Annotated in this window: 15 protein-coding genes; 3 read left to right on the top strand and 12 right to left on the bottom strand. The window is 69.8% G+C overall.

Going from position 1 to position 18,571, the window contains the following annotated elements; translation table 11 throughout:
- Positions 1 to 25: 25 nt before the first annotated feature.
- Positions 26 to 1,717, bottom strand: coding sequence for a chaperonin GroEL (gene groL, locus PZE19_RS10090; protein WP_277860486.1), 1,692 nt, complete (start codon positions 1,715 to 1,717; stop codon positions 26 to 28).
- Positions 1,718 to 2,053: 336 nt separating this feature from the next.
- On the opposite strand from groL, the gene PZE19_RS10085 reads away from it, so the two are divergent.
- The gene (locus PZE19_RS10085) at positions 2,054 to 3,019 is read left to right on the top strand and encodes an alpha/beta hydrolase (RefSeq protein ID WP_277860485.1); all 966 of its coding nucleotides are present in this window, start codon (positions 2,054 to 2,056) and stop codon (positions 3,017 to 3,019) included.
- Here PZE19_RS10085 and PZE19_RS10080 read toward each other — a convergent pair.
- From PZE19_RS10080 to PZE19_RS10040, 9 genes are all read right to left on the bottom strand, one after another.
- Positions 3,007 to 3,945, bottom strand: coding sequence for a hypothetical protein (locus tag PZE19_RS10080; RefSeq protein ID WP_277860484.1), 939 nt, complete (start codon positions 3,943 to 3,945; stop codon positions 3,007 to 3,009). The genes PZE19_RS10085 and PZE19_RS10080 overlap by 13 nt on opposite strands.
- Positions 3,946 to 4,418: 473 nt before the next feature.
- On the bottom strand, positions 4,419 to 5,639 hold the full coding sequence (locus PZE19_RS10075; protein ID WP_277860483.1) for a deiodinase family protein: 1,221 nt from the start codon (positions 5,637 to 5,639) through the stop codon (positions 4,419 to 4,421).
- Positions 5,640 to 5,689: 50 nt separating this feature from the next.
- Positions 5,690 to 6,097: a hypothetical protein gene (locus PZE19_RS10070; protein ID WP_277860482.1), complete on the bottom strand. Its 408-nt coding sequence runs from the start codon at positions 6,095 to 6,097 to the stop codon at positions 5,690 to 5,692.
- A gap of 25 nt (positions 6,098 to 6,122) precedes the next feature.
- Complete coding sequence (locus PZE19_RS10065) at positions 6,123 to 7,079, bottom strand: DUF1559 domain-containing protein (RefSeq protein ID WP_277860481.1); 957 nt, start codon at positions 7,077 to 7,079, stop codon at positions 6,123 to 6,125.
- Between the two features lie 376 nt (positions 7,080 to 7,455).
- Complete coding sequence (locus tag PZE19_RS10060; protein ID WP_277860480.1) at positions 7,456 to 7,872, bottom strand: hypothetical protein; 417 nt, start codon at positions 7,870 to 7,872, stop codon at positions 7,456 to 7,458.
- 186 nt (positions 7,873 to 8,058) lie between these two features.
- Positions 8,059 to 9,819 carry an aspartate--tRNA ligase gene (aspS, locus tag PZE19_RS10055; RefSeq protein WP_277860479.1) on the bottom strand — a complete coding sequence of 587 codons (1,761 nt, stop codon included), beginning with the start codon at positions 9,817 to 9,819 and terminating at the stop codon, positions 8,059 to 8,061.
- A gap of 123 nt (positions 9,820 to 9,942) precedes the next feature.
- On the bottom strand, positions 9,943 to 11,250 hold the full coding sequence (gene aroA, locus PZE19_RS10050) for a 3-phosphoshikimate 1-carboxyvinyltransferase (protein WP_277860478.1): 1,308 nt from the start codon (positions 11,248 to 11,250) through the stop codon (positions 9,943 to 9,945).
- Positions 11,251 to 11,267: 17 nt separating this feature from the next.
- Positions 11,268 to 11,591: a DUF167 domain-containing protein gene (locus PZE19_RS10045; RefSeq protein WP_277860477.1), complete on the bottom strand. Its 324-nt coding sequence runs from the start codon at positions 11,589 to 11,591 to the stop codon at positions 11,268 to 11,270.
- A complete protein-coding gene (locus tag PZE19_RS10040) occupies positions 11,588 to 12,289 on the bottom strand; it encodes a YggS family pyridoxal phosphate-dependent enzyme (RefSeq protein ID WP_277860476.1) in 702 nt (233 codons plus the stop codon). The genes PZE19_RS10045 and PZE19_RS10040 overlap by 4 nt, the downstream gene beginning before the upstream one ends.
- A 133-nt stretch (positions 12,290 to 12,422) precedes the next feature.
- On the opposite strand from PZE19_RS10040, the gene PZE19_RS10035 reads away from it, so the two are divergent.
- Positions 12,423 to 12,626, top strand: coding sequence for a hypothetical protein (locus PZE19_RS10035; protein WP_277860475.1), 204 nt, complete (start codon positions 12,423 to 12,425; stop codon positions 12,624 to 12,626).
- A 14-nt stretch (positions 12,627 to 12,640) separates the two neighbouring features.
- Here the strand turns inward: PZE19_RS10035 and PZE19_RS10030 are convergent, their stop codons facing one another.
- The gene (locus PZE19_RS10030) at positions 12,641 to 13,888 is read right to left on the bottom strand and encodes a hypothetical protein (protein WP_277860474.1); all 1,248 of its coding nucleotides are present in this window, start codon (positions 13,886 to 13,888) and stop codon (positions 12,641 to 12,643) included.
- A gap of 1,384 nt (positions 13,889 to 15,272) precedes the next feature.
- Between PZE19_RS10030 and PZE19_RS10025 the strand changes: the two genes are divergently transcribed.
- Positions 15,273 to 17,714: an exo-beta-N-acetylmuramidase NamZ domain-containing protein gene (locus PZE19_RS10025; protein WP_277860473.1), complete on the top strand. Its 2,442-nt coding sequence runs from the start codon at positions 15,273 to 15,275 to the stop codon at positions 17,712 to 17,714.
- Positions 17,715 to 17,730: 16 nt separating this feature from the next.
- Here PZE19_RS10025 and PZE19_RS10020 read toward each other — a convergent pair whose 3' ends face one another.
- Complete coding sequence (locus PZE19_RS10020) at positions 17,731 to 18,468, bottom strand: tyrosine-protein phosphatase (RefSeq protein WP_277860472.1); 738 nt, start codon at positions 18,466 to 18,468, stop codon at positions 17,731 to 17,733.
- Between the last annotated feature and the right edge of the window lie 103 nt (positions 18,469 to 18,571).

Genomic DNA, 18,571 nt, shown 5'->3' with positions numbered 1-18,571 from the left:
CCGGAGGACGTCGCGGGGACGTCGCTCACATCATGCCGCCCATTCCGCCCATGCCACCCATTCCGCCCATGCCACCCATTCCGCCCATCGGGTCCATGCCGCCGCCATGGTGGTCATGGCCGCCGCCGCCGGCTTCCTTCTTCTTGGGGGGCTCGGCGATCATGGCCTCGGTCGTCAGCAGCAGGCCGGCGACGGAGGCGGCGTTCTGGAGGGCCGTGCGGGTGACCTTGGCCGGGTCGACGACGCCGGCCTCGAGCAGGTCGCCCCAGACGCCGGTCTCGGCGTTGTAGCCGAACTTGGGGTCGTCGGACTTCTTGACCCGGTTGACGACGACGGCGCCGTCGATGCCGGCGTTCTCGGCGATGTAGCGGGCCGGCTGCTCGCAGGCGCGACGGATCATGTCGACGCCGAACTGCTCGTCGCCTTCGAGCTTGAGGTTCTCGATGGCCTTGGAGGCGCGGATCAGGGCGGTGCCGCCGCCGGGGACGACGCCTTCCTCGATGGCCGCGCGGGTGGCGTGCAGGGCGTCCTCGACGAGCGCCTTACGCTCCTTCATCTCGGTCTCGGTGGCGGCCCCGACGTTGATCTGGGCGATGCCGCCGGCGAGCTTGGCGAGCCGCTCCTGCAGCTTCTCCTTGTCGTACTCGCTGTCGGTGGTGCCGACCTCGCGGCGGATGGCGTCGGCGCGGCCCTTGATGGCCTCGGAGGAGCCGGCGCCCTCGACGATCGTGGTCTCTTCGCTGGAGATGGTCACCTTGCGGGCCCGGCCCAGGTCGGAGAGCTGGACGGCGTCGAGGTCGATGCCCAGGTCCTTGAAGATGGCCTTGCCGCCGGTGAGGATCGCGATGTCCTCGAGCATGGCCTTGCGGCGGTCGCCGTAGCCCGGCGCCTTGACGGCGGCGATCTTGAGGATGCCGCGGAGCTTGTTGACGACCAGGGTGGCCAGCGCCTCGCCCTCGACGTCCTCGGCGATGATCAGGAGCGGCTTGTTGGCCTTGGCGATCTTCTCGAGCAGCGGGATCAGCTTGGTGGGCGAGCTGACCTTCTCCTCGTGGATGAGCAGGTAGACGTCCTCGAGGACGACCTCCATCCGGTCCTGGTCGGTGACGAAGTGGGGGCTGAGGTAGCCGCGGTCGAACTGCATGCCCTCGACCACGTCGACGGTCGTCTCGAAGCCCTTGGCCTCTTCGACCGTGATGACGCCGTCGGTGCCGACCTTCTCGAACGCGTCGGCCAGCTTCTCGCCGATCGACTTGTCGTTGTTGGCGGCGATGGCGGCGACCTCGGCGATCTCCTTCTTGCCGTTGATCTTCTTCGACTGCGACTTGACGTTCTCGACGATGGCCGCGACGGCCTTGTCGATCCCGCGCTTGATCGCCATCGGGTCGGCGCCGGCGGCCAGGGCCTTGAGGCCCTCCTTGAAGATGGCCTCGGCCAGGACGGTCGCCGTGGTGGTGCCATCGCCCGCGGCGTCGGAGGTCTTCGAGGCCGCTTCCTTCACGAGCTGCGCGCCCATGTTCTCGTAAGGATCGGTCAGCTCGATCTCCTCGGCGACGGAGACGCCGTCCTTGGTCACCGTGGGCGCCCCCCACCCCTTGTCGATGACGGCGTTCCGGCCCCGCGGGCCCAGCGTGCTGCGCACCGCGCGGGCCAGCTTGCCGACGCCGCTGGCCAGCTTCTGGCGGGCCTCTTCATCGTATGCCAGTATCTTCGCCACGTTGATCCTCCAATCGACGACCCGGACGTGTCGGCCGTGGGCGCTGGCCCGGCGCGACGCGGGAGTCTTGCCAAAAACGACTCCCAGAGTTACTCGATCCACCCTAAATGCAACTGGCGTACCGACGCATTGAGTGTGTCTTAAGTCATTTCTGGTAAGTGTTTTAAGTTTCGCTTTCGGGTGCCGCGTGCTCCGTCCGTCTGCCGTTTTGACAGGGCCGGCCGCATTTGGCGCGGGGGCCGACGGCGGACGGTTGCCGGCCCCCGCGGCATGGTCTACGATCGGGGCCGTCGCGAGGTTCCGGGCCGTTTCCAGGCGAGACGAGGAGGTGACGCGGTGGTTCGTCGAGTGCACATGACGCGCGGTTGGCTGGCGATGGCCGCCTTCGGGGCGATGGGCGTGGCTGGGACGGGGACGGCCGGAGCCGACGCGCTCGAAGGGGCGTCCGAGGTCGTGAAGCTCTGGGCCCAGGGCGCGCCCGACGCCAAGGGAACGGACCCGGCGAAGGACGTCCCCACGCTCTCCGTCTTCCTCCCCAAACCGGACGTCGCCACGGGCGCGGCGGTCGTCGTCTGCCCGGGGGGCGGGTACGGCGGGCTGGCGATCGACCACGAGGGGAAGCAGGTCGCCGAGTGGTTGAATTCGATCGGGGTCGCGACCTTCGTGCTCAAGTACCGCCTCGCGCCGGCCTATCGGGAGCCGGCGATGCTGCACGACGTCAACCGGGCCATCCGCGTGGTGCGCCAGGGGGCGGCGAGGTGGGGCGTCGACCCGGGCCGGATCGGGCTGCTGGGCTTCTCGGCGGGGGGACACCTGGCGTCGACGGGCGGCACCCACTTCGACGCCGGCAAGGCCGACGCCGAGGACCCGATCGACCGCGTCAGCTCGCGCCCTGACCGGCTGATCCTGGTCTACCCGGTGATCGCCATGGCGACGCCCTACACCCACCAGGGTTCGAATCGCAACCTGCTCGGCGAGCACCCCTCCGAGGATCTCCTGAAGTTCTACTCGAACGAGCAGCAGGTGACCCCCGAGACGCCGCCGACGTTCCTCGCGCACACCAACGAAGACTCGGCGGTCCCGCCCGAGAACAGCCTCCTGTTCGCCCTCGGCCTGCGCAAGGCGAAGGTGCCGCTGGAGCTGCACGTCTTCGAGAAGGGTCAGCACGGCCTGGGCCTGGGGAGCGGCTCGAAGGAGCACAAGATCGCCCCGAACCCGGCCTTCCAGTCCTGGCCGAAGCTCTGCGAGGTCTGGCTCAAGGGCCAGGGCTTCCTCGACAAGAAGGCCCTTCAGTCGCCCTGAGCGGCGCTTGCATCGGCGGCGCGGGCGGTCGGCGTCAGGGCTGGCCGCTCGGCGAACGCGCGGAAGGCCCCCTCGACGACGCGGGCGTCGGCCGTCTCCAGGCGGTCGGGGGCGATCAGGCGGGCCAGCTCGTCGGGGATCGCCCGTTCGGCCCCCTCGGGGACGTCGATCATCGCGAACGACCACGAGATCGGGATGCCGGCGAACGTCTTCGCCCTGACGTGGAGCGGGCCATCGACGATCGCCGGGGCCTCCAGCTCGCGGACGACGCTCGGAGCCCCGCCCGCCGCCGGCTTGCAGACGAACAGCCGCAGCCGGCCCGAGGCCGGTTCGACGAGCACCGCGTAGAGCACGTCGAGCGTCTCGTGTCGGGCCCCCACCAGGCAGGTGGTCGGCGTGCGCAGAATGGCGAAGGTCGGCGTCGCCGCGGCGAGCTTCGCCCGGCCCAGCTCGCGCGAGCCCGCCGCCAGGATGATCCGCTCCTTCGTCGACCATGAGCCCGACGCATCGCCGACGTTGGTCGCGGCGACGACCACGTCGCCCCCGTCCGCTCCGACGATCGGCGCGGAGAGGCCGACGCCGAGCCGGCGGATCGCATACGGGGCCGCATCCGACTTCCGCGCCACGTCGGCCAGGATCACCAGCCGGAGCCGACGGGCCGTCGCGAACGCTTCCTTCGACACCGTATCCAGGTCGCCCGAGGTCAGGGCGGGCGTCGACTTCAGGACGACGTCGCTCCAGTCCGCCGGCGGCCGGTCGTCCCGGAACCGGGTGCCGGCCGGCAGCCAACTCAGGACGGGGACGTCGGCGGGATCATGGACCTCGGCGCCTGAGGCGTTCCGCGGGGCCAGGACGGCCTCCCTGCGGGGTGCAAACCCGGAGGTCAGGAACGGGACCGCGGCGAGCACGATGACAACCGCTCGCATCCCGACCCGAGGTGACAACTTGGCGGGCGTGCTCAAAATAGAACTCTCCACGTCCCCCGATAGACCGGGCTCTTCGAACCTCGCCGCTCGAAGATGGACGATGTTGAAATCTCGTAGGTTGACTGCGTTCTCTATCTTAACACAGGCGTCCGGTAAACGGAACGCAACGTCATCGTTCCAGAACGAGTCGACGCGGGGGGGAGACCCGCGATGCTTCCGTGGTGCAAACGAGATTCGCACGATGCAAAGGGCGTTCCCGAGCATGTCAGGACTCGACGCCTCGTCAGGTCGGAGCCCCGCGATCGAGAGGAGGTGGCGATTGTACAGTCTGTGCGGCTTCGCGGGCTACCCGAGAGTCGAGGTGGTCATCCCGGCGTAAGCTCCCGCGGCGGCCAGTCCGGGTCAGAAACGCCGACGGCCCCGGGGGGAGATCCGGGGCCGTCGGGGTGGGTTTTTTGGTAGTCGAGGGAACGTCAGCGGGCCTCGGCGCGGGCCTGGTGATCGCTCGTCGAGCCCTCATCCTGGAGCAGCAGGATCAGCGACTGCTCCAACTCGGCGGGCTTGAAGCCGAAGGGGCCACGGGCGTTCTTGAAGGCGATCTTGCCGGACTTGTCGAGGAGGTAGAAGCGGCCGGGCATGCCGCTGTAGCGGGCCCCAACGGCGTCGTCGATGGTGTCGACGAGCATGGGGAAGCCCAGGCTGAGCAGCTTCCCGCAGCGCTGGGCGACTTCGGCCCGCTCCTCGTAGGTCTTGGGCTGGGTCGTCGTGACGCCGACGGAGTCGTTGGACTGCATCCGCCAGCCGTCGCTGGGATGGGCCTCGCGGACGTAGACCATGACGAACGTGGCGCGGTCGCCGTAGCGGCGGTTGAGCTTCTCGAAGTTGCCGGCCATGCTGCGGAACGGCCCGCAGGTGAAGTTGCCGAAGATGAGGACGACCGGCTTGGGGCCGATGAGCTTCGAGAGGGTCAGCTCGCCCTGGCCGTCGGCCCGCTTCAGGGTGAAGTCGGGGGCCGACTCGTCGAGCTTGGGGCCGCTCTGGAGCGAGCCGATCTCCTGGCTGAAGAGGCCCTTGATGAGCTGGGCCTTGGTCGGCCGGTCGCCGGGGCCCATCGAGCCCGACGGGGCGGGGAGCGCCCGTTCGAGGTCCAGCCGCGAGAGGAAGCCGGCGTCGTCGCCGTCGGCCGCCTTGAAGAACTTCTCGACCTCCTCCCTCACGACCTTGCCGTCGCCGTCGCGGTCGAGTCGCGAGAAGAGCATCGAGCCGGGAGACGGCATGTAGGCCCGCGAGAAGTCGAAGTCGGGCTCGGCGAGCGCCGAGTCGCGGTCGCGGTCGAGGCGGGCGAACGACGCGTCGTCGCCGGGGTATTCCTTGCGGGCGACCTTGCCGTCGCCGTCGCGGTCGTACTTGGTGCGGACGGCGTCCCAACCGTAGCGGGTCTGGGTGGCGGACGTGCGGAACCAGCCGTTCGTGGGGCCCATGGGCTCGTCGGCGAGGATGGCCGTGTACATGTCGAGCCATTCGGGGCGGTCGGGCCAGGCCTCGCGGAGCGCCTTGCCGGCCTCGTCGCCGGAGATGGGCGCGGTGGCGAGGGTCGCCGCCTGGGGCTTCGACGGCTCCTCGGCGGTCGCCGGGAGTCCGAGGCCCAGCCCGGCCGCGACGGCCACGAGGCGGATCGAGGTTCGTGCGATCATGGGGGAGATCCTCCGTTGTTCAGGGATCGGCGGAGACGCCGGATGGGTGCTCATTTCATCATATCGCGGAAGACGGTGACGGCGGGGCTGGTGGTCACCAGGTAGTGGGCGTTCCGCTCCACCTTCTTGCCTTTGGCCGTCAGGTTCAGCTTCACGCGGACTTCCAGGTTGGCGTCGGCCGGGGAGCCGTCGCCCTCGACGTGGTAGTCGACCAGCTTCGCGCCCGACTGCCATTCCATGTCCTGGACGACGATCGGCGACGCGGCCGTCTTGAGGGACTCGGGATCCTTCCCCTCCTTCCAGGCGTCGAGGGTCGTCTTGAGCGCGACCATCGCCCCGCCCGGGTCGACCGGGTGGGCGACGCCCGTGCCGCAGCCGGTGGCGGCGGAGGCCAGGCCCAGCGCCAGGGCCAAGGCCCCGGCGGTCCGCCGCGTCTTCATGTGCTCACGAATCGACATGCGAAGTCCTCCCGGAGGTTGGGCGTCAGTACGCGTCGCTGCTGATGACCTCGCCGCCGGAGATCGTCCCGAGGGCGCCCCACGCGGCCCGATCGACCGAATCCTTGATGTACCGGACGGAGCCGTCGGCCAGCAGCAGGTTCACGCCGCCGGGGTGGAAGCTGCTGGGCGGCATGATCGCGCGGTTGGTGACGAAGAACCCGCACGAGCGGCCGTTGGGCGGGTTGATGTGCTGGAAGACGTGCTGGCCGGTGAGCCAGGGGGCGCCCATGAACAGCGGGAACTGGTTCGACAGGTTCTGGACGTCGACCGCCTGGCACATCGTGTACGCCTGGTCGACCGTGGTCGGGGCCAGCGGCGAGAAGAAGACGTCGGCGACCTTGCTGACGACCGCGTTGTTGCCGTCGGCCAGCACCCGCTCGGAGAACATGCCGGTGTTCGACAGGCCGTCGGTCACCGCGGCGAACGTCTTCGAGGTGTTGCCGTGGAACAGGCCGTTGGGCTCGGGCAGGCCCGCGTTGCCGCTGACGGCCTCCTGCCAGACGATCCCGCTGCCCATGTCGGCCATGTAGTTCGTCTGGCCGCCGAGCGCGGGGAGCGGGCTGCTCTTGTCGGACGGGCAGACGAAGCCCGATACGATGGTGTACTTCGACGTCGAGTTGACGGGGTCGTCGTACTTGAACGAGAAGTTGATCGCGTTGTACACGGCCGGCTGCTCCATCTGGGGCAGCAGCATGCTGAGGGCCGAGAGCCCGGTCGTGCCGAAGACCATGTTCGCCCCGGGGAGAGCCCCGCGCGACTCGTGGTAGTTGTGGCAGGCCAGGCCGATCTGCTTGAGGTTGTTCGTGCACTGGATCCGCCGGGCCGCCTCGCGGGCCGACTGCACGGCGGGCAGGAGCAGGGCGATCAACACGGCGATGATTGCGATGACGACCAGCAGCTCGATGAGCGTGAAGGCCGAGCGACGGAGACGAGGAAGCATGAGGGAACTCCTGGATACGATTGAAAAATAAAATATGTCGATCAGATACGGACGGAGCGGGCGTAGCGAAGCGGCCTTCTCCCCTCCTTGGGAGAAGGTGGCCCGAAGGGCCGGATGAGGGGGACCGTCAAGGTCCTTGGACCAACGACGGCGCCCGGTGGATCGCCTCCACTTCCAACTTCCAGGCCGTGGCCCGGCCCGAAAGACGATGGCCTGCCTCGGATGACGAGCCCCTAATCCAGCCCTGCGGGCCACATTCTCCCACGAGGGGAGAAGGACGAAGGCCCCGGCCCGCGAAAGAGTCCTCGCGGAGCCGCATCGCCCCGTGCAGGGGAGGGCCGTCATGGGCGGATCGAAAGGTCGCGGGCGTTCCGGCTCAGACGCCGCGCGGGGGGCGTTCGAGGGCCAGGGCGGTGAGGATGGGCGACAGGAAAGGGTCGGCCCAGGCGACGGCGACGGGGTCGCGGGAAGCCGGGGCCAGCGTGAGGCCGGCGAGGCAGCCGTCGTCGCGATCGGGGAGGGGGGCCGGGATCGGCGCGTCGGCCGAGGGGGCCTTGGACTGGCAGCGGGGGCCGTTGCAGGGACGCCCGGGCGGGGCCCAGGTCGTCGCGTCGCCCGTCTCCGCCAGCTCGACCACCTGCAGCGCGGTGGTCGCTCGACGCAGGGTCGTCGCGCCCGCGGGGTGCGAGCAGCCGGCCATCGCCTCGCCCGAGACGACCGCGCAGGCCACCAGCGACGCCAGCAAGGGCGCGAGCCGGAGGAGTCGATGTCGTCGCGGTTGCGGCGTCGTCATGGGATGCGGATTCGCACGGGGCCCGGGGGCCGGGACGGATGCATGAGTTGCGTGAAGATCAATGTATCCTAACGGCCCGAAGTGTCAACGATTTTCCACCGCGCCATGCGTGGAAACGCCGAACGCCGCAGGGAACAGGTCCGTGCGGCGTTCGGGGACGTCGATCGTGACGGAAAGGTCGATCCGTCAGGTCGATCGGATGTGGAGTTCCTTGAGCTGACGCAGGTCGACGGTGCCCGGTGCGCCGGTCATGATGTCGGTCCCCTTGGCGGTCTTGGGGAAGGCGATGCAGTCGCGGATGTTGGTCAGGCCGGCGTAGAGCATGACGAGCCGGTCGTAGCCGAAGGCGATGCCGCCGTGGGGCGGCGCGCCATTGCGTAGGGCGCTCAGCAGGAAGCCGAACTTCTCCTCCGCCTGTTCGGGTGAGAGGCCGAGCAGGGCGAAGATCTTGGACTGGATCACCGGGTCGTGGCAGCGGATCGTCCCCCCCGCGCCTTCTTCGCCGTTGATGACGAGGTCGTACGCCTGGGCCCTCACCTTGGCCGGGTCGGTGTCGAGCAGCGGCAGGTCCTCGGCGAGGGGCATCGTGAACGGGTGGTGCTCGGCGACGTACCGGTTCTCCTCGGCGTCCCACGCCAGCAGCGGGAACTGGATGACCCAGGAATAGTGGAACGCCTTGGGGTCGTACAGCTTCAACTCGCCGGCGAGCCGGGCGCGGAGGTTCGAGAGCGCCTGGCTCGTGACCGCCTGGGTGTCGGCGACGATCAGGATCAGGTCGCCGGCCTTCGCGTCGAACCGCTCGCGGAGCTGGGCCTGGACCTCGGGCTTGAAGAACTTCGCGGTCGGCCCGGCGAAGGTCTCGGCCTCCACCTTCAGCCAGACCAGGCCCTTCGCGCCGAAGGTCCCGGCGAACTCGGTCAGGCCGTCGAGGTCCTTGCGGCTGTACTTCTCGCCGCCGCCCGGGGCGCAGAGGCCGCGGATGCGGTTGCCGGCCTCCTTCGCCTGCTGGAAGACCCGGAACTCGGTCTGCTCGGCGACGTCGGCCAGGTCCTTCAGCTCCAGGGCGTAGCGGAGGTCGGGCCGGTCGCTGCCGAACCGCTCCATCACGTCGTGGTACTTGAACCGGGGGAGCGGCAGGGTCAGCTCCTCGCCGCCGAACTCCTTCGCGAGCGCGGCGATCAGGCCTTCCATCGTCGTCATGACGTCCTGGTCCTCGACGAACGACATCTCGACGTCGAGCTGCGTGAACTCGGGCTGACGCGTGGCGCGGAGGTCCTCGTCGCGGAAGCAGCGGGCGATCTGGAAGTAGCGGTCGAAGCCCGAGACCATCAAGAGCTGCTTGTAGAGCTGCGGCGACTGCGGCAGCGCGTAGAAATGCGACGGGTGGACGCGGCTGGGGACCAGGAAGTCGCGGGCGCCCTCGGGCGTGCTGCGGCCCAGGACGGGGGTCTCGACCTCGAGGAACCCCAGGTCGGAGAGCGTCCGGCGCATCGTCTGGCCGATCTTGTGCCGCATCACGAAGACGCGCTGGAGGTCGGGCCGGCGCAGGTCGAGGAAGCGGTACTTGAGCCGCAGCTCCTCGTTCGGCTCGGGGCCGTTGATCTCGAACGGGGGCGTGGGCGAGGCGTTGTAGACGACCAGCTCGACGGCGCGGACCTCGATCTCGCCGGTCTTGAGCTTGGGGTTCGCCTTGCCCGCGAGCCGCGGCGCGACCTTGCCGCGGATCCCCACGACGTACTCGTTGCGCAGCTCGCGAGCCTGGGCCTGCAGGTCGGCGCCGGCCTCGGGCTCGAAGACGACCTGGGTCACGCCGTAGCGGTCGCGGAGGTCGATGAAGACCAGGCCGCCGAAGTCGCGCCAGGCGTCGACCCAGCCGTTGAGCGCGACGGCCTCGCCGACGTGCTCCTTGGTCAATTCCCCGCAGGTGTGCGTCCGTTTCAGCAGCATGGTTCGCTCGGCGGCCTGTCGATTGCCGTAAATTCCAACGCCGTCCGGATTTGGGTCGCCCCCAGGAGGAGCCGGACGGGCCGTCGTCAAGTCGTTCACGATACCCCGCGCTCTTCCAGAGCGTCAAGCCGTCGGGGCGGTTCGGGTCGCGGCCAGGTCGTCCCAGAAGCCCGGGTAGGTCTTGGCGACGCAGCCCGGGTCCTGGATGACCACGCCGGGGATCTTCAGGCCGGCCAGCGCGAAGGCCATGGCCATGCGGTGGTCGTCGTACGTCGCGATCGAGGCCGGCCGCAGGCCGCCGGGGGGCGGGGGGATGATGAGCAGGCCGTCGGGCTGCTCGTCGACGTCGGCGCCCAGCTTGCGCAGCTCGGTCGCGAGGGCGGCGATGCGGTCGGTCTCCTTGTGGCGGATGTGGGCCACGTTGCGGATGCGGGTGACGCCGTCGGCGAAGAGGGCGACGACGGCGAGCGTCATCACGGTGTCGCTGATGGCGTTCATGTCGACGTCGAACGACCGCAGCGGGCCGCCGGTCACGGTCGTCCGGTCGGCCTCGCGGACCACGGCGCATCCCATGTGTTCGAGGATGTCGACGAAGTGCACGTCGCCCTGGATGCTCGACGAGCCCAGGCCCTCGACCGTCACCGAGCCCCCCGTGATCGCGGCCAGGGCGAAGAAGTAGCTGGCGGCCGAGGCGTCGGGCTCGATCGCATACTCGCGAGAGTCGTACCGGCCCGGCTTGACGATGAACCGCTTGTACTTGCGGTTGTCGACCTGGAACCCGAAGTCGCGCATCACCTTGAGCGTCATGGCGACGTAGGGCCGCGAGACCAGCACGCCCTCGACCTCGACGACCGTCTCGCCTCGGGCGTAGGGCAGGGCCATGAGCAGGCCGCTGAGGAACTGGCTGGAGACGTCGCCGCGGACGAACGCGAAGCCGCCGTCGAGGCCGTCGGCCTTGATGACGACGGGCGGACAGCCGGTGTCCAGCTCGCTCTTCGTGAAGGCCCCCAGGCCGTTGAGCGCCTGCAAGAGGTCGGCGACGGGCCGCTGGCGCATCCGGGGGGTGCCGTCGATTCGGTAGCTCCCCTTGCCGGCCGCGAGCGCGGCCGTCAGGAACCGCAGCGTGGTCCCCGAGTTGGCGACGTAGAGGTCGGCCTCGCCCGTGGGGAATCGGCCGCTGCAGCCGGTGACGCGGATCGTGGCGGCCTTCGCGTCGTGATCGATCGCCACGCCCAGCTTCTCGAGGGCGTCGATCATGACGCGGGTGTCCTCGCTGTCGAGCGCGTCGATGAGGACGCTCGGGCCCCGGGCGAGGGCGGCGACGATCAGGGCGCGGTTGGTCAGGCTCTTGGAGCCGGGGACGCGCACGGCGGCGGCCGGCGGGGGGCCGGTCCAGGGGTCGATCGCGAGTTCGGCGGGATAGTCGGGCATCGGTCTTCCGTTGGGCCTTAACGAGAATCGACTTCGGGCTTGGGGATAGGGAGGGCCTCGGCGATTCGTCGGCCGGCATCCTCGGGGGTGATGTCGGCGAGGAGGACTCGCTTGCGGCGCGAGGTCTCGCCGGAGATCAGGGCGAGCTGCGAGGTCCGCAGGCCGAGCGCCTGGGCGAGGACGTCGAGGATCGCGGCGTTGGCCTTCCCCTTGTCGGGGGCGGCGGTCACGGCCACGCGGATCGCCCCGGCGTGCTCGCCGAGGACCCCGCTGCGGCGGGCGCCTGGCTGGGCGTGGACGTTCACGAGGACGCCCTCCTTGCTAGGAGTCAGCTCGATCACGGCTCGACCCCCTCGAAGAGCGCGGAGCCGACCCGGACGAGCGTCGCGCCCTCCTCGACGGCGGCCTCGTAGTCGTTCGACATCCCCATCGAGAGGCTTCGCAGCGGCAGGCCGGTCAATCGGGCCAGCGAGTCGCGGATGGCCCGGAGGCGGACGAACGAGGGTCGGGCGGTCTCGGCGTCTGTGCCGTAGGCGGCCATCGTCATCAGGCCGGCGACCTTGATGCGGGAGCAGGCGGCGATGGCGTCGGCGTCGGCGAGGACCGAGGCGTCCTTCCAGCCGTGCTTGGCCTCCTCGGCCGACGTGTTGACCTGCAGGCAGACCTCGGGCGGGTCGGCGACCTCGGCGGCCAGGTCGTCGAGCGTCTTCAGCAGCTTGAGCGAGTCCACGGCGTGGATCAGCCGGACCATCGGCAGGGTCCGCCGGGCCTTGTTGCCTTGCAGGTGGCCGATCAGGTGCCAGCGGATCGGGGCCGGGGCGCCGGACAGAGCCTCGACCTTCTCCCAGAGTTCCTGCGGGTAGTTCTCGCCCAGGTCGAGGGTGCCGGCCTCCAGCAGGGGCCGCAGCAGCTCGACGGGCCGCTTCTTGGTGACGGCGACGAGCGTCACCGCGGCCGGCTCGCGGCCCGATCGGCGGGCGGCCTGGGCGATCCGGCCCTGGACGGTGAGGAGGTTCTCGCGGATTCGGTCGCTGTTCATGTCGGGATGGTCGGCCTGGAGCGCGGGGGCGTCGGGGTGACGCGGGACGCCGCATCGGTTATCTTCGGGGCGTTCGAGTCGGGTCGTCGGCGAAGTCGGCCCGCGCAACGCGATGGACCGAGGCGACCTTTCGATGAAGCCGCTCCTCATCATAACCGGAATCCTGTCCGCGGTCCTGATCACGACCCAGGCCGTACTCGGACTCCTGATCCGGGGCGGCGGCAGCCCCAGCCTGGCCAAGAGCCATTTCCACACCGGCATGCTGACCGCCGTGGTGGTGCTCGTCTACGTCGGCCTCTCGCTGACGACGATCCTGAGCAAGCCCCGGGACCGCTGAGGCGAGCCGACGGCTCAGGGGAGCGTCACGATCACGTCGACGTCCCCCTCGGGCGTGAACCGGCCGACCAGGAACCGGGCGGTCGTCGAGCAGCCCAGGAACGACCGCCGCGTCGCGGGGCCCAGGCTGCGGTACACCACGAACGTCTCGGCCCGCCCCCAGCTCACCCGCGCCGCCCAGGCGGCCTCCGGCGGGCAGGCCTGGCCTTGCTCGGCGACCGTCAGCCGCCGCCACTGGAGCGGCTTGCGGTGCCGCGCGTGGTCCCACGAGACCACCAGGGGGAGCCACGCCCGGCCCTCGACCGGGACCTGGGGCAGCACGAGCCGCCGCGACTCGGCGTCGAACGTGAGCCGGCCGAGGCCGATCGGGATCACCTGGGCCGACTTCCCGGGGCCCCCCGTCCTCAAGAGCAGGGCCTCGGCGTCGGGGATGGTCGCCACGGCCAGGCCCTCGGGCACGGCCAGGCGCGTTTCCAACGTCTCGGCGGATCGGGCCCCCTCGACCTGGTCGGCCAGGATGGCCAGGCGGCGGCCGCGCAGCATCAGGGCCAGGCGGGTGACTTGCAGGTCGCCGGCCCGGAACGTCCACTCGGCGACGTCGGCGCTGGAGTTCGTCGCCCAGGCCGTCGGTTCGGCCGCGGACGTCGGCGTCGGCGACCCCGGCGGTCCGGGGGCCGCCCAGTTCGGGCCCAGCCAGGGGACGCCGGCCCCGTACAGCTCGAACCGCGTCCCGCCCCCGTCTTCACGCTGATCGAAGGTCAGGAAGTCGCCCCGGGGCGTCCAGTCCGCCCGGAGGACGCCGAGCGCCCGATCGGGGCTCGACCAGGCGGGCAGGGGGGGCGGGACGGGTTCGAAGTCGCGACGCGGGAACCACCAGCTCAGGACGCGGTGGACGTCCCCCGCGGGGAAGGCCGAGGCGATCTTCGACCAGGACGAGGCGGGCGTGCGGAAGCCGGCCGGCGCGGCGCCGAGGGCCGACGGCCGGCCGTCGGGCCGGGTGAACCTCAAGAGCATCCGCACGAAGTCGGTCAGCCGGTCGTCGAGCGGCTGGGGCCAGCCGGGTCGGGCGCGACGCGCCGTCGCCAGGCGGTCGAGAGCCGGCCACCACGCGGCGAGCGGCAATCGCGTCGGGGCCCCCGAGGATTCGAGTTCCTGCGCCGTCCATCCTTCCAGGGGGGCGGCCTCGCCCTGATTCTCCCAGGCTGCGATCGCCGGGATGAAGCCTACATCGAAGGGCGGCCCCGACGTCTCTTCGTTAAGCATGCGTGAAAACCGTCCCAGCTGGCTTGATGGTGCCCGAATTCGAGAAGACACCCAGTCATCATGCCCGGATTGTCTCTTCCTGACCTCGGGGGTCGGGTCCGATTGTCATCCGGAACACTCGATTCGCGATCCCAATCCCGCCGAGTCCCGGATGGTCACTCATCAGGCCAATAGTGTGTTGATCTCTTCGGCAGGACCTGCCTGGATCTTGTGCGATGCCACCAAGAGATCGGATTGAGAATTGTTGGATCGAGGCCCGCGGGCTGAATTTCCGACGTCTCCTCGAAAAAAAATCCCTCGTCGTAAACTATTCGGAGATTTGGGAAATCCGCGATCGGATGGGGGTCCTCTCGGCGTTCCCGAGGCCTCCCGTCGATCCGTTTTCGGGTTCTGGCACTGCCTTTGCTTTTTACTCCTGGCGTCGAGACGAGAACGAAGGTAAGGACGAAAGTCGAGTCGGTTCCTAAAGTTGCAACCGAGTCAAGACGAGGGCCGGAAGGCTCCAACCAACTTACAAGAAGCCACCCCACTGGCGACGATCGTGTTACACGATTGCCCCGCCAAAGGGCGAGCGGGATGCCTCGCACGACCCCCCGCTCGCCCTTTCTCACACCGAGGTTCCGATCCCCGCCGGCACGAAAGGCGGGGAGACGTCGAGCCCGGACGATCCAACCGGTTAGTGGATACGGTGTTCCGCGGCGAAGGGAGAGGTCGTCGCGGAGTATCGGCTCTCTGACCGGTTTTTTCCACCAGGTTCCGGCCCCGAACAGGGCCGTCGAGCCACCAAGCCAACCGGCAGTTTGACGAGGTTTCTTGCGGACGAGGGAGAGGCGTCCGCAGGGAATCGAATCGCTGCCGGTTTTTACAAAAGGTTCCGACCCGCCCCCGAGCGAGTCGTCGAGCCGCCAGGCCAACCGGTCAGTGGATACGGTGTTCCGCGGCGAAGGGAGAGGTCGTCGCGGAGTGTCGGCTCTCTGACCGGTTTTTTCCACCAGGTTCCGGCCCGAAGCGGGCCGTCGAGCCAGCAAGCCAACCGGACGTCGTTCCGGATGTTCTCGGCCGAGGGAGAGGCGGCCGTGAGTGTCTTGGGCGCTGTCCGGTTCCTTACAACGCAAGCCAACCGGCTCGTTGATTTGGGAGTTTCACGACGAAGGGAGAGGTCGTCGTGAAGGTCCCGGTCGGCGGCCGGTTTTTTCTTTTCGAACGCCCTCGATCCTGAGGCGTTCGGCGTCGAAGCGGCCGCCTCCGGCCCATCCTCCGCTATGGTGCGAGCGGCGATGCGCCTGCTACCGCGGCCCGTCCGAACTCCTTAAAATGAACCCTGCGATGCCGCCGGGTGGCGCATCCGGGATGTTCGGCTCCTCGTGGCACCAGGTGGATGATCGTGAAACAGCCGTTCGATGGTCGACTCGCGGCGTGGTTCCTGGTCGGCGTGTTCGGCATGGGCGGCGGGATCGCCCGGGGGTGGGAGGAACCGGCGCGGGCGGGGGACCCGGAACCGGACGCCGAGACCGCGGCGCAGCTCGGTTTCGACTCCGACCGCCTGAAGCGGATCGACGCCGTCGTGGAGAAGGCCGTCGCGGCGGAACAGATCCCCGGGGCGGTGGTCCTGGTGGGCCGCAACGGCGGCGTCGCCTACGCCCGGACCTTCGGCCGGCGGGCCGTCGAGCCGACCGCCGAGCCCATGACCCGCGACGCCGTCTTCGACATGGCCTCGCTCACCAAGCCCATCGCAACCGCGACCTCGGTCCTGGTCCTGATCGAAGAGGGGAAGCTGCGGCCGTCCGACCCGATCGTCAAGTACTTCCCCGAGCTGGACAACCACGGCAAGGGGAAGATCACCGTCGAGCACCTGCTGCGGCACCGCGCCGGGCTGATCCCGGATAACGCGATCGACGACTACAAGGACGGTCCCGAGGCGGCCTGGAAGAAGATCGCCGAGCTGCAGCCGGTGGCCCGGCCGGGCGCGAAGTTCATCTACTCGGACGTCGGCTACATCATCCTGGGCAAGCTCGTGGAAAAGGTCTCGGGCCAGCCCCTGGACGTCTTCGCGGCCGAGCGAGTCTTCCGGCCGGCGGGGATGGCCGACGCCCACTTCCGCCCGCTCGCCGGCGACGCCGCGGGCCGACCGGCGGTCGACCGGATCGCGCCGACCGAGAAGGAGGGCGAGGCGTTCCTGCGGGGCGTGGTCCACGACCCGCGGTCGCGGGCGCTCGGCGGGGTGGCCGGCCACGCCGGGCTCTTCGCGACGGCCGACGACCTGGCGACCTACGCCCGGATGCTCCTCGACGACGGGCTCGCCCCCAACGGCGCCCGCATCCTCAGCCCGCTGGCCGTCCGTCGCATGGCCGACCCGGCCGACACCCCCGAAAACCAGCGCCGGGGGCTGGGGTGGGACGTCGCCACCAGCTACAGCAGCCCCCGGGGCGAGCTGTTCGGCCCGTCGAGCTTCGGCCACACCGGGTTCACCGGCACGAGCCTCTGGATCGACCCGGAGACCCAGACCTTCGTGATCCTTTTGACCAGCCGGCTGCACCCGACCGGCAAGGGGCCCTCGCCGATCGCGCTCCGCCGCGACCTCGCCACGCTGGCCGCCGCGGCGCTCGCCGACCCGCCCGATCACCGGCCGGCGTCCGCCCCCGAGCCCGAGCCGGCCCCGGAAGTCGCGTCGGCTCCCGCGCCGACGGCGGCGGTGAAGTGCGGGATCGACGTCCTCGCGGCGCGCGGCTTCGACGTCCTCAAGGGCAAGCGGGTCGGCCTGGTTACGAACCACACAGGCCGCTCGGCCGACGGCCGCCCCACGATCGACGTCCTCTTCCACGCCCCCGAGGTCAAGCTCGTCAAGCTCTTCAGCCCCGAGCACGGCATCCGCGGCGCGCTCGACGTCGACAAGATCACCGACGGGATCGACGAGGCGACCAAGCTCCCGGTCGTCAGCCTGTACGAGGGCAAGAAGCGCAAGCCCCAGGACGCGGACCTCGCCGACGTCGACGTCCTCGTCTACGACATCCAGGACATCGGCGTCCGCTACTACACCTACATCTCGACCCTCGGTCTGGTGCTCGAAGCGGCTAAGGCGAACGGCAAGGGCGTGGTCGTCCTCGACCGCCCCAACCCGATCGACGGGGTCTCGGTCTCGGGCCCGGTCCGCGACGATGGGATCGAGACGTTCGTCGCCTACCACGCGATCCCCATCCGCCACGGCATGACCGTCGGCGAGATGGCGAAGCTGTACAACGCCGAGCGCAAGATCGGCGCCGAGCTGACGGTCGTCCCCTGCGAGGGCTGGACCCGAGACGCCGCCTTCGACCGCACGGGGCTGCTCTGGGTCAATCCTTCGCCCAACATGCGGAGCCTTACCGAGGCCTTGCTCTATCCCGGCGTCGGCTGGCTCGAAGGGACGAACCTGGCGACCGGCCGCGGCACCGACACGCCCTTCGAACGCGTCGGCGCGCCCTGGATCAAGCCCGTCGAATGGGCCCGCTCGCTCGACGCCATGGCGATCCCGGGCGTCGGCTTCACCCCGATCGAGTTCTCGCCGACCGAGCGCCAGTACAAGGGAGAGAAGTGCGGCGGCGTCCAGATCCAGATCACCGACCGGGCCGCGTTCGACCCGATCAAGCTGGGCCTGGCCCTGGCGCTCACCCTGCGTCGGGAGTACAAGGAGCAGTGGAAGCCCGAGCGCATGACGACGCTGCTCACGGATCAGGCGACGTACCAGGCGATCCTCGACCTCAAGAGCATCGAGCAGATCGAGGCCCTCTGGGGCCAGGAGCTGGCCGAGTTCGACGCCGTCCGCCGCCGCCACCTGATCTATCCCGAGTGATCAGAGCCGCCGCGGCTCACTTGGGCCGCCGCGGGCCGGCGGGGAGCGGGCGGGGGTCGCCCGGGGGGTCGGGAGCCCGGTACTCCTCGCGCGCCCAGCGGCGGAACCGGTCGGGCGCGTGGGACAGCCCGCGCTCCTTGAGCCAGGCGGCGTACTCGTCGATCGGCTCGTGGAGGTGCTGGGTGCCGAAGATCGGGAAATGGCCGTGGAAGACGGTGAAGGCCGCCATCGCCTCTTCGGGGGGCCGGCCCAGCACCATCAGGTTGTAGACGACCGTCGCCAGGCCGGTGCGGTCGGCCCCGGCGCGGCAGTGGATCAGCAGCGGGGGCCGGGCGGCGACGAGCACGTCGATGAGCAGCAGCAGCTCGCGGCGGCTGGGCCTGCGCACGGCGCTCAGGGGGAGGTCGAAGAAATCGACGCCCGCCCCGGCCGTGGTTCGGACCTCGTGGGCGTACCAGTCGTCGCCGGGCTCGCCCCCGCGGAGGTTGAGGATCGAGGCCAGCCTGTGCTCGTCGATCAGGCCCTTGAGCCCCGAGGTCGGCTGCGCCGAGCGGAGGGCGCGGCCGGGTGCGATCACGCCCAGGTTCTGGCTGACGTAGGGTCGCAGCGCCAGCGACCCGAAAAAGAGCAGGGCCGCCAGCCCGAAATACTGGGCCGAGCGCCGGAAGAGACGGCTGACGCGTCGCGGCGGCTCCGGTCGGACGTCGACCCGGGCCGGCGCGGCGTCGGGGACGACGGTCGCTGGTCGGAGCATGATCAATCCGGGCCTCCCTCGCCGCGTCGCGGTTGTTCCGGACGTCATCTTGGGCCCGGCGGCCGGTCCGGTCAATCCGTCTTGGCGGTCGAGGTCGGGGTCG

Origin of the sequence: Paludisphaera mucosa, assembly GCF_029589435.1 — a bacterium.
GTDB classification, from domain to species: Bacteria; Planctomycetota; Planctomycetia; order Isosphaerales; family Isosphaeraceae; genus Paludisphaera; species Paludisphaera mucosa.
This window is presented reverse-complemented; position numbering and strand designations above follow the sequence as displayed.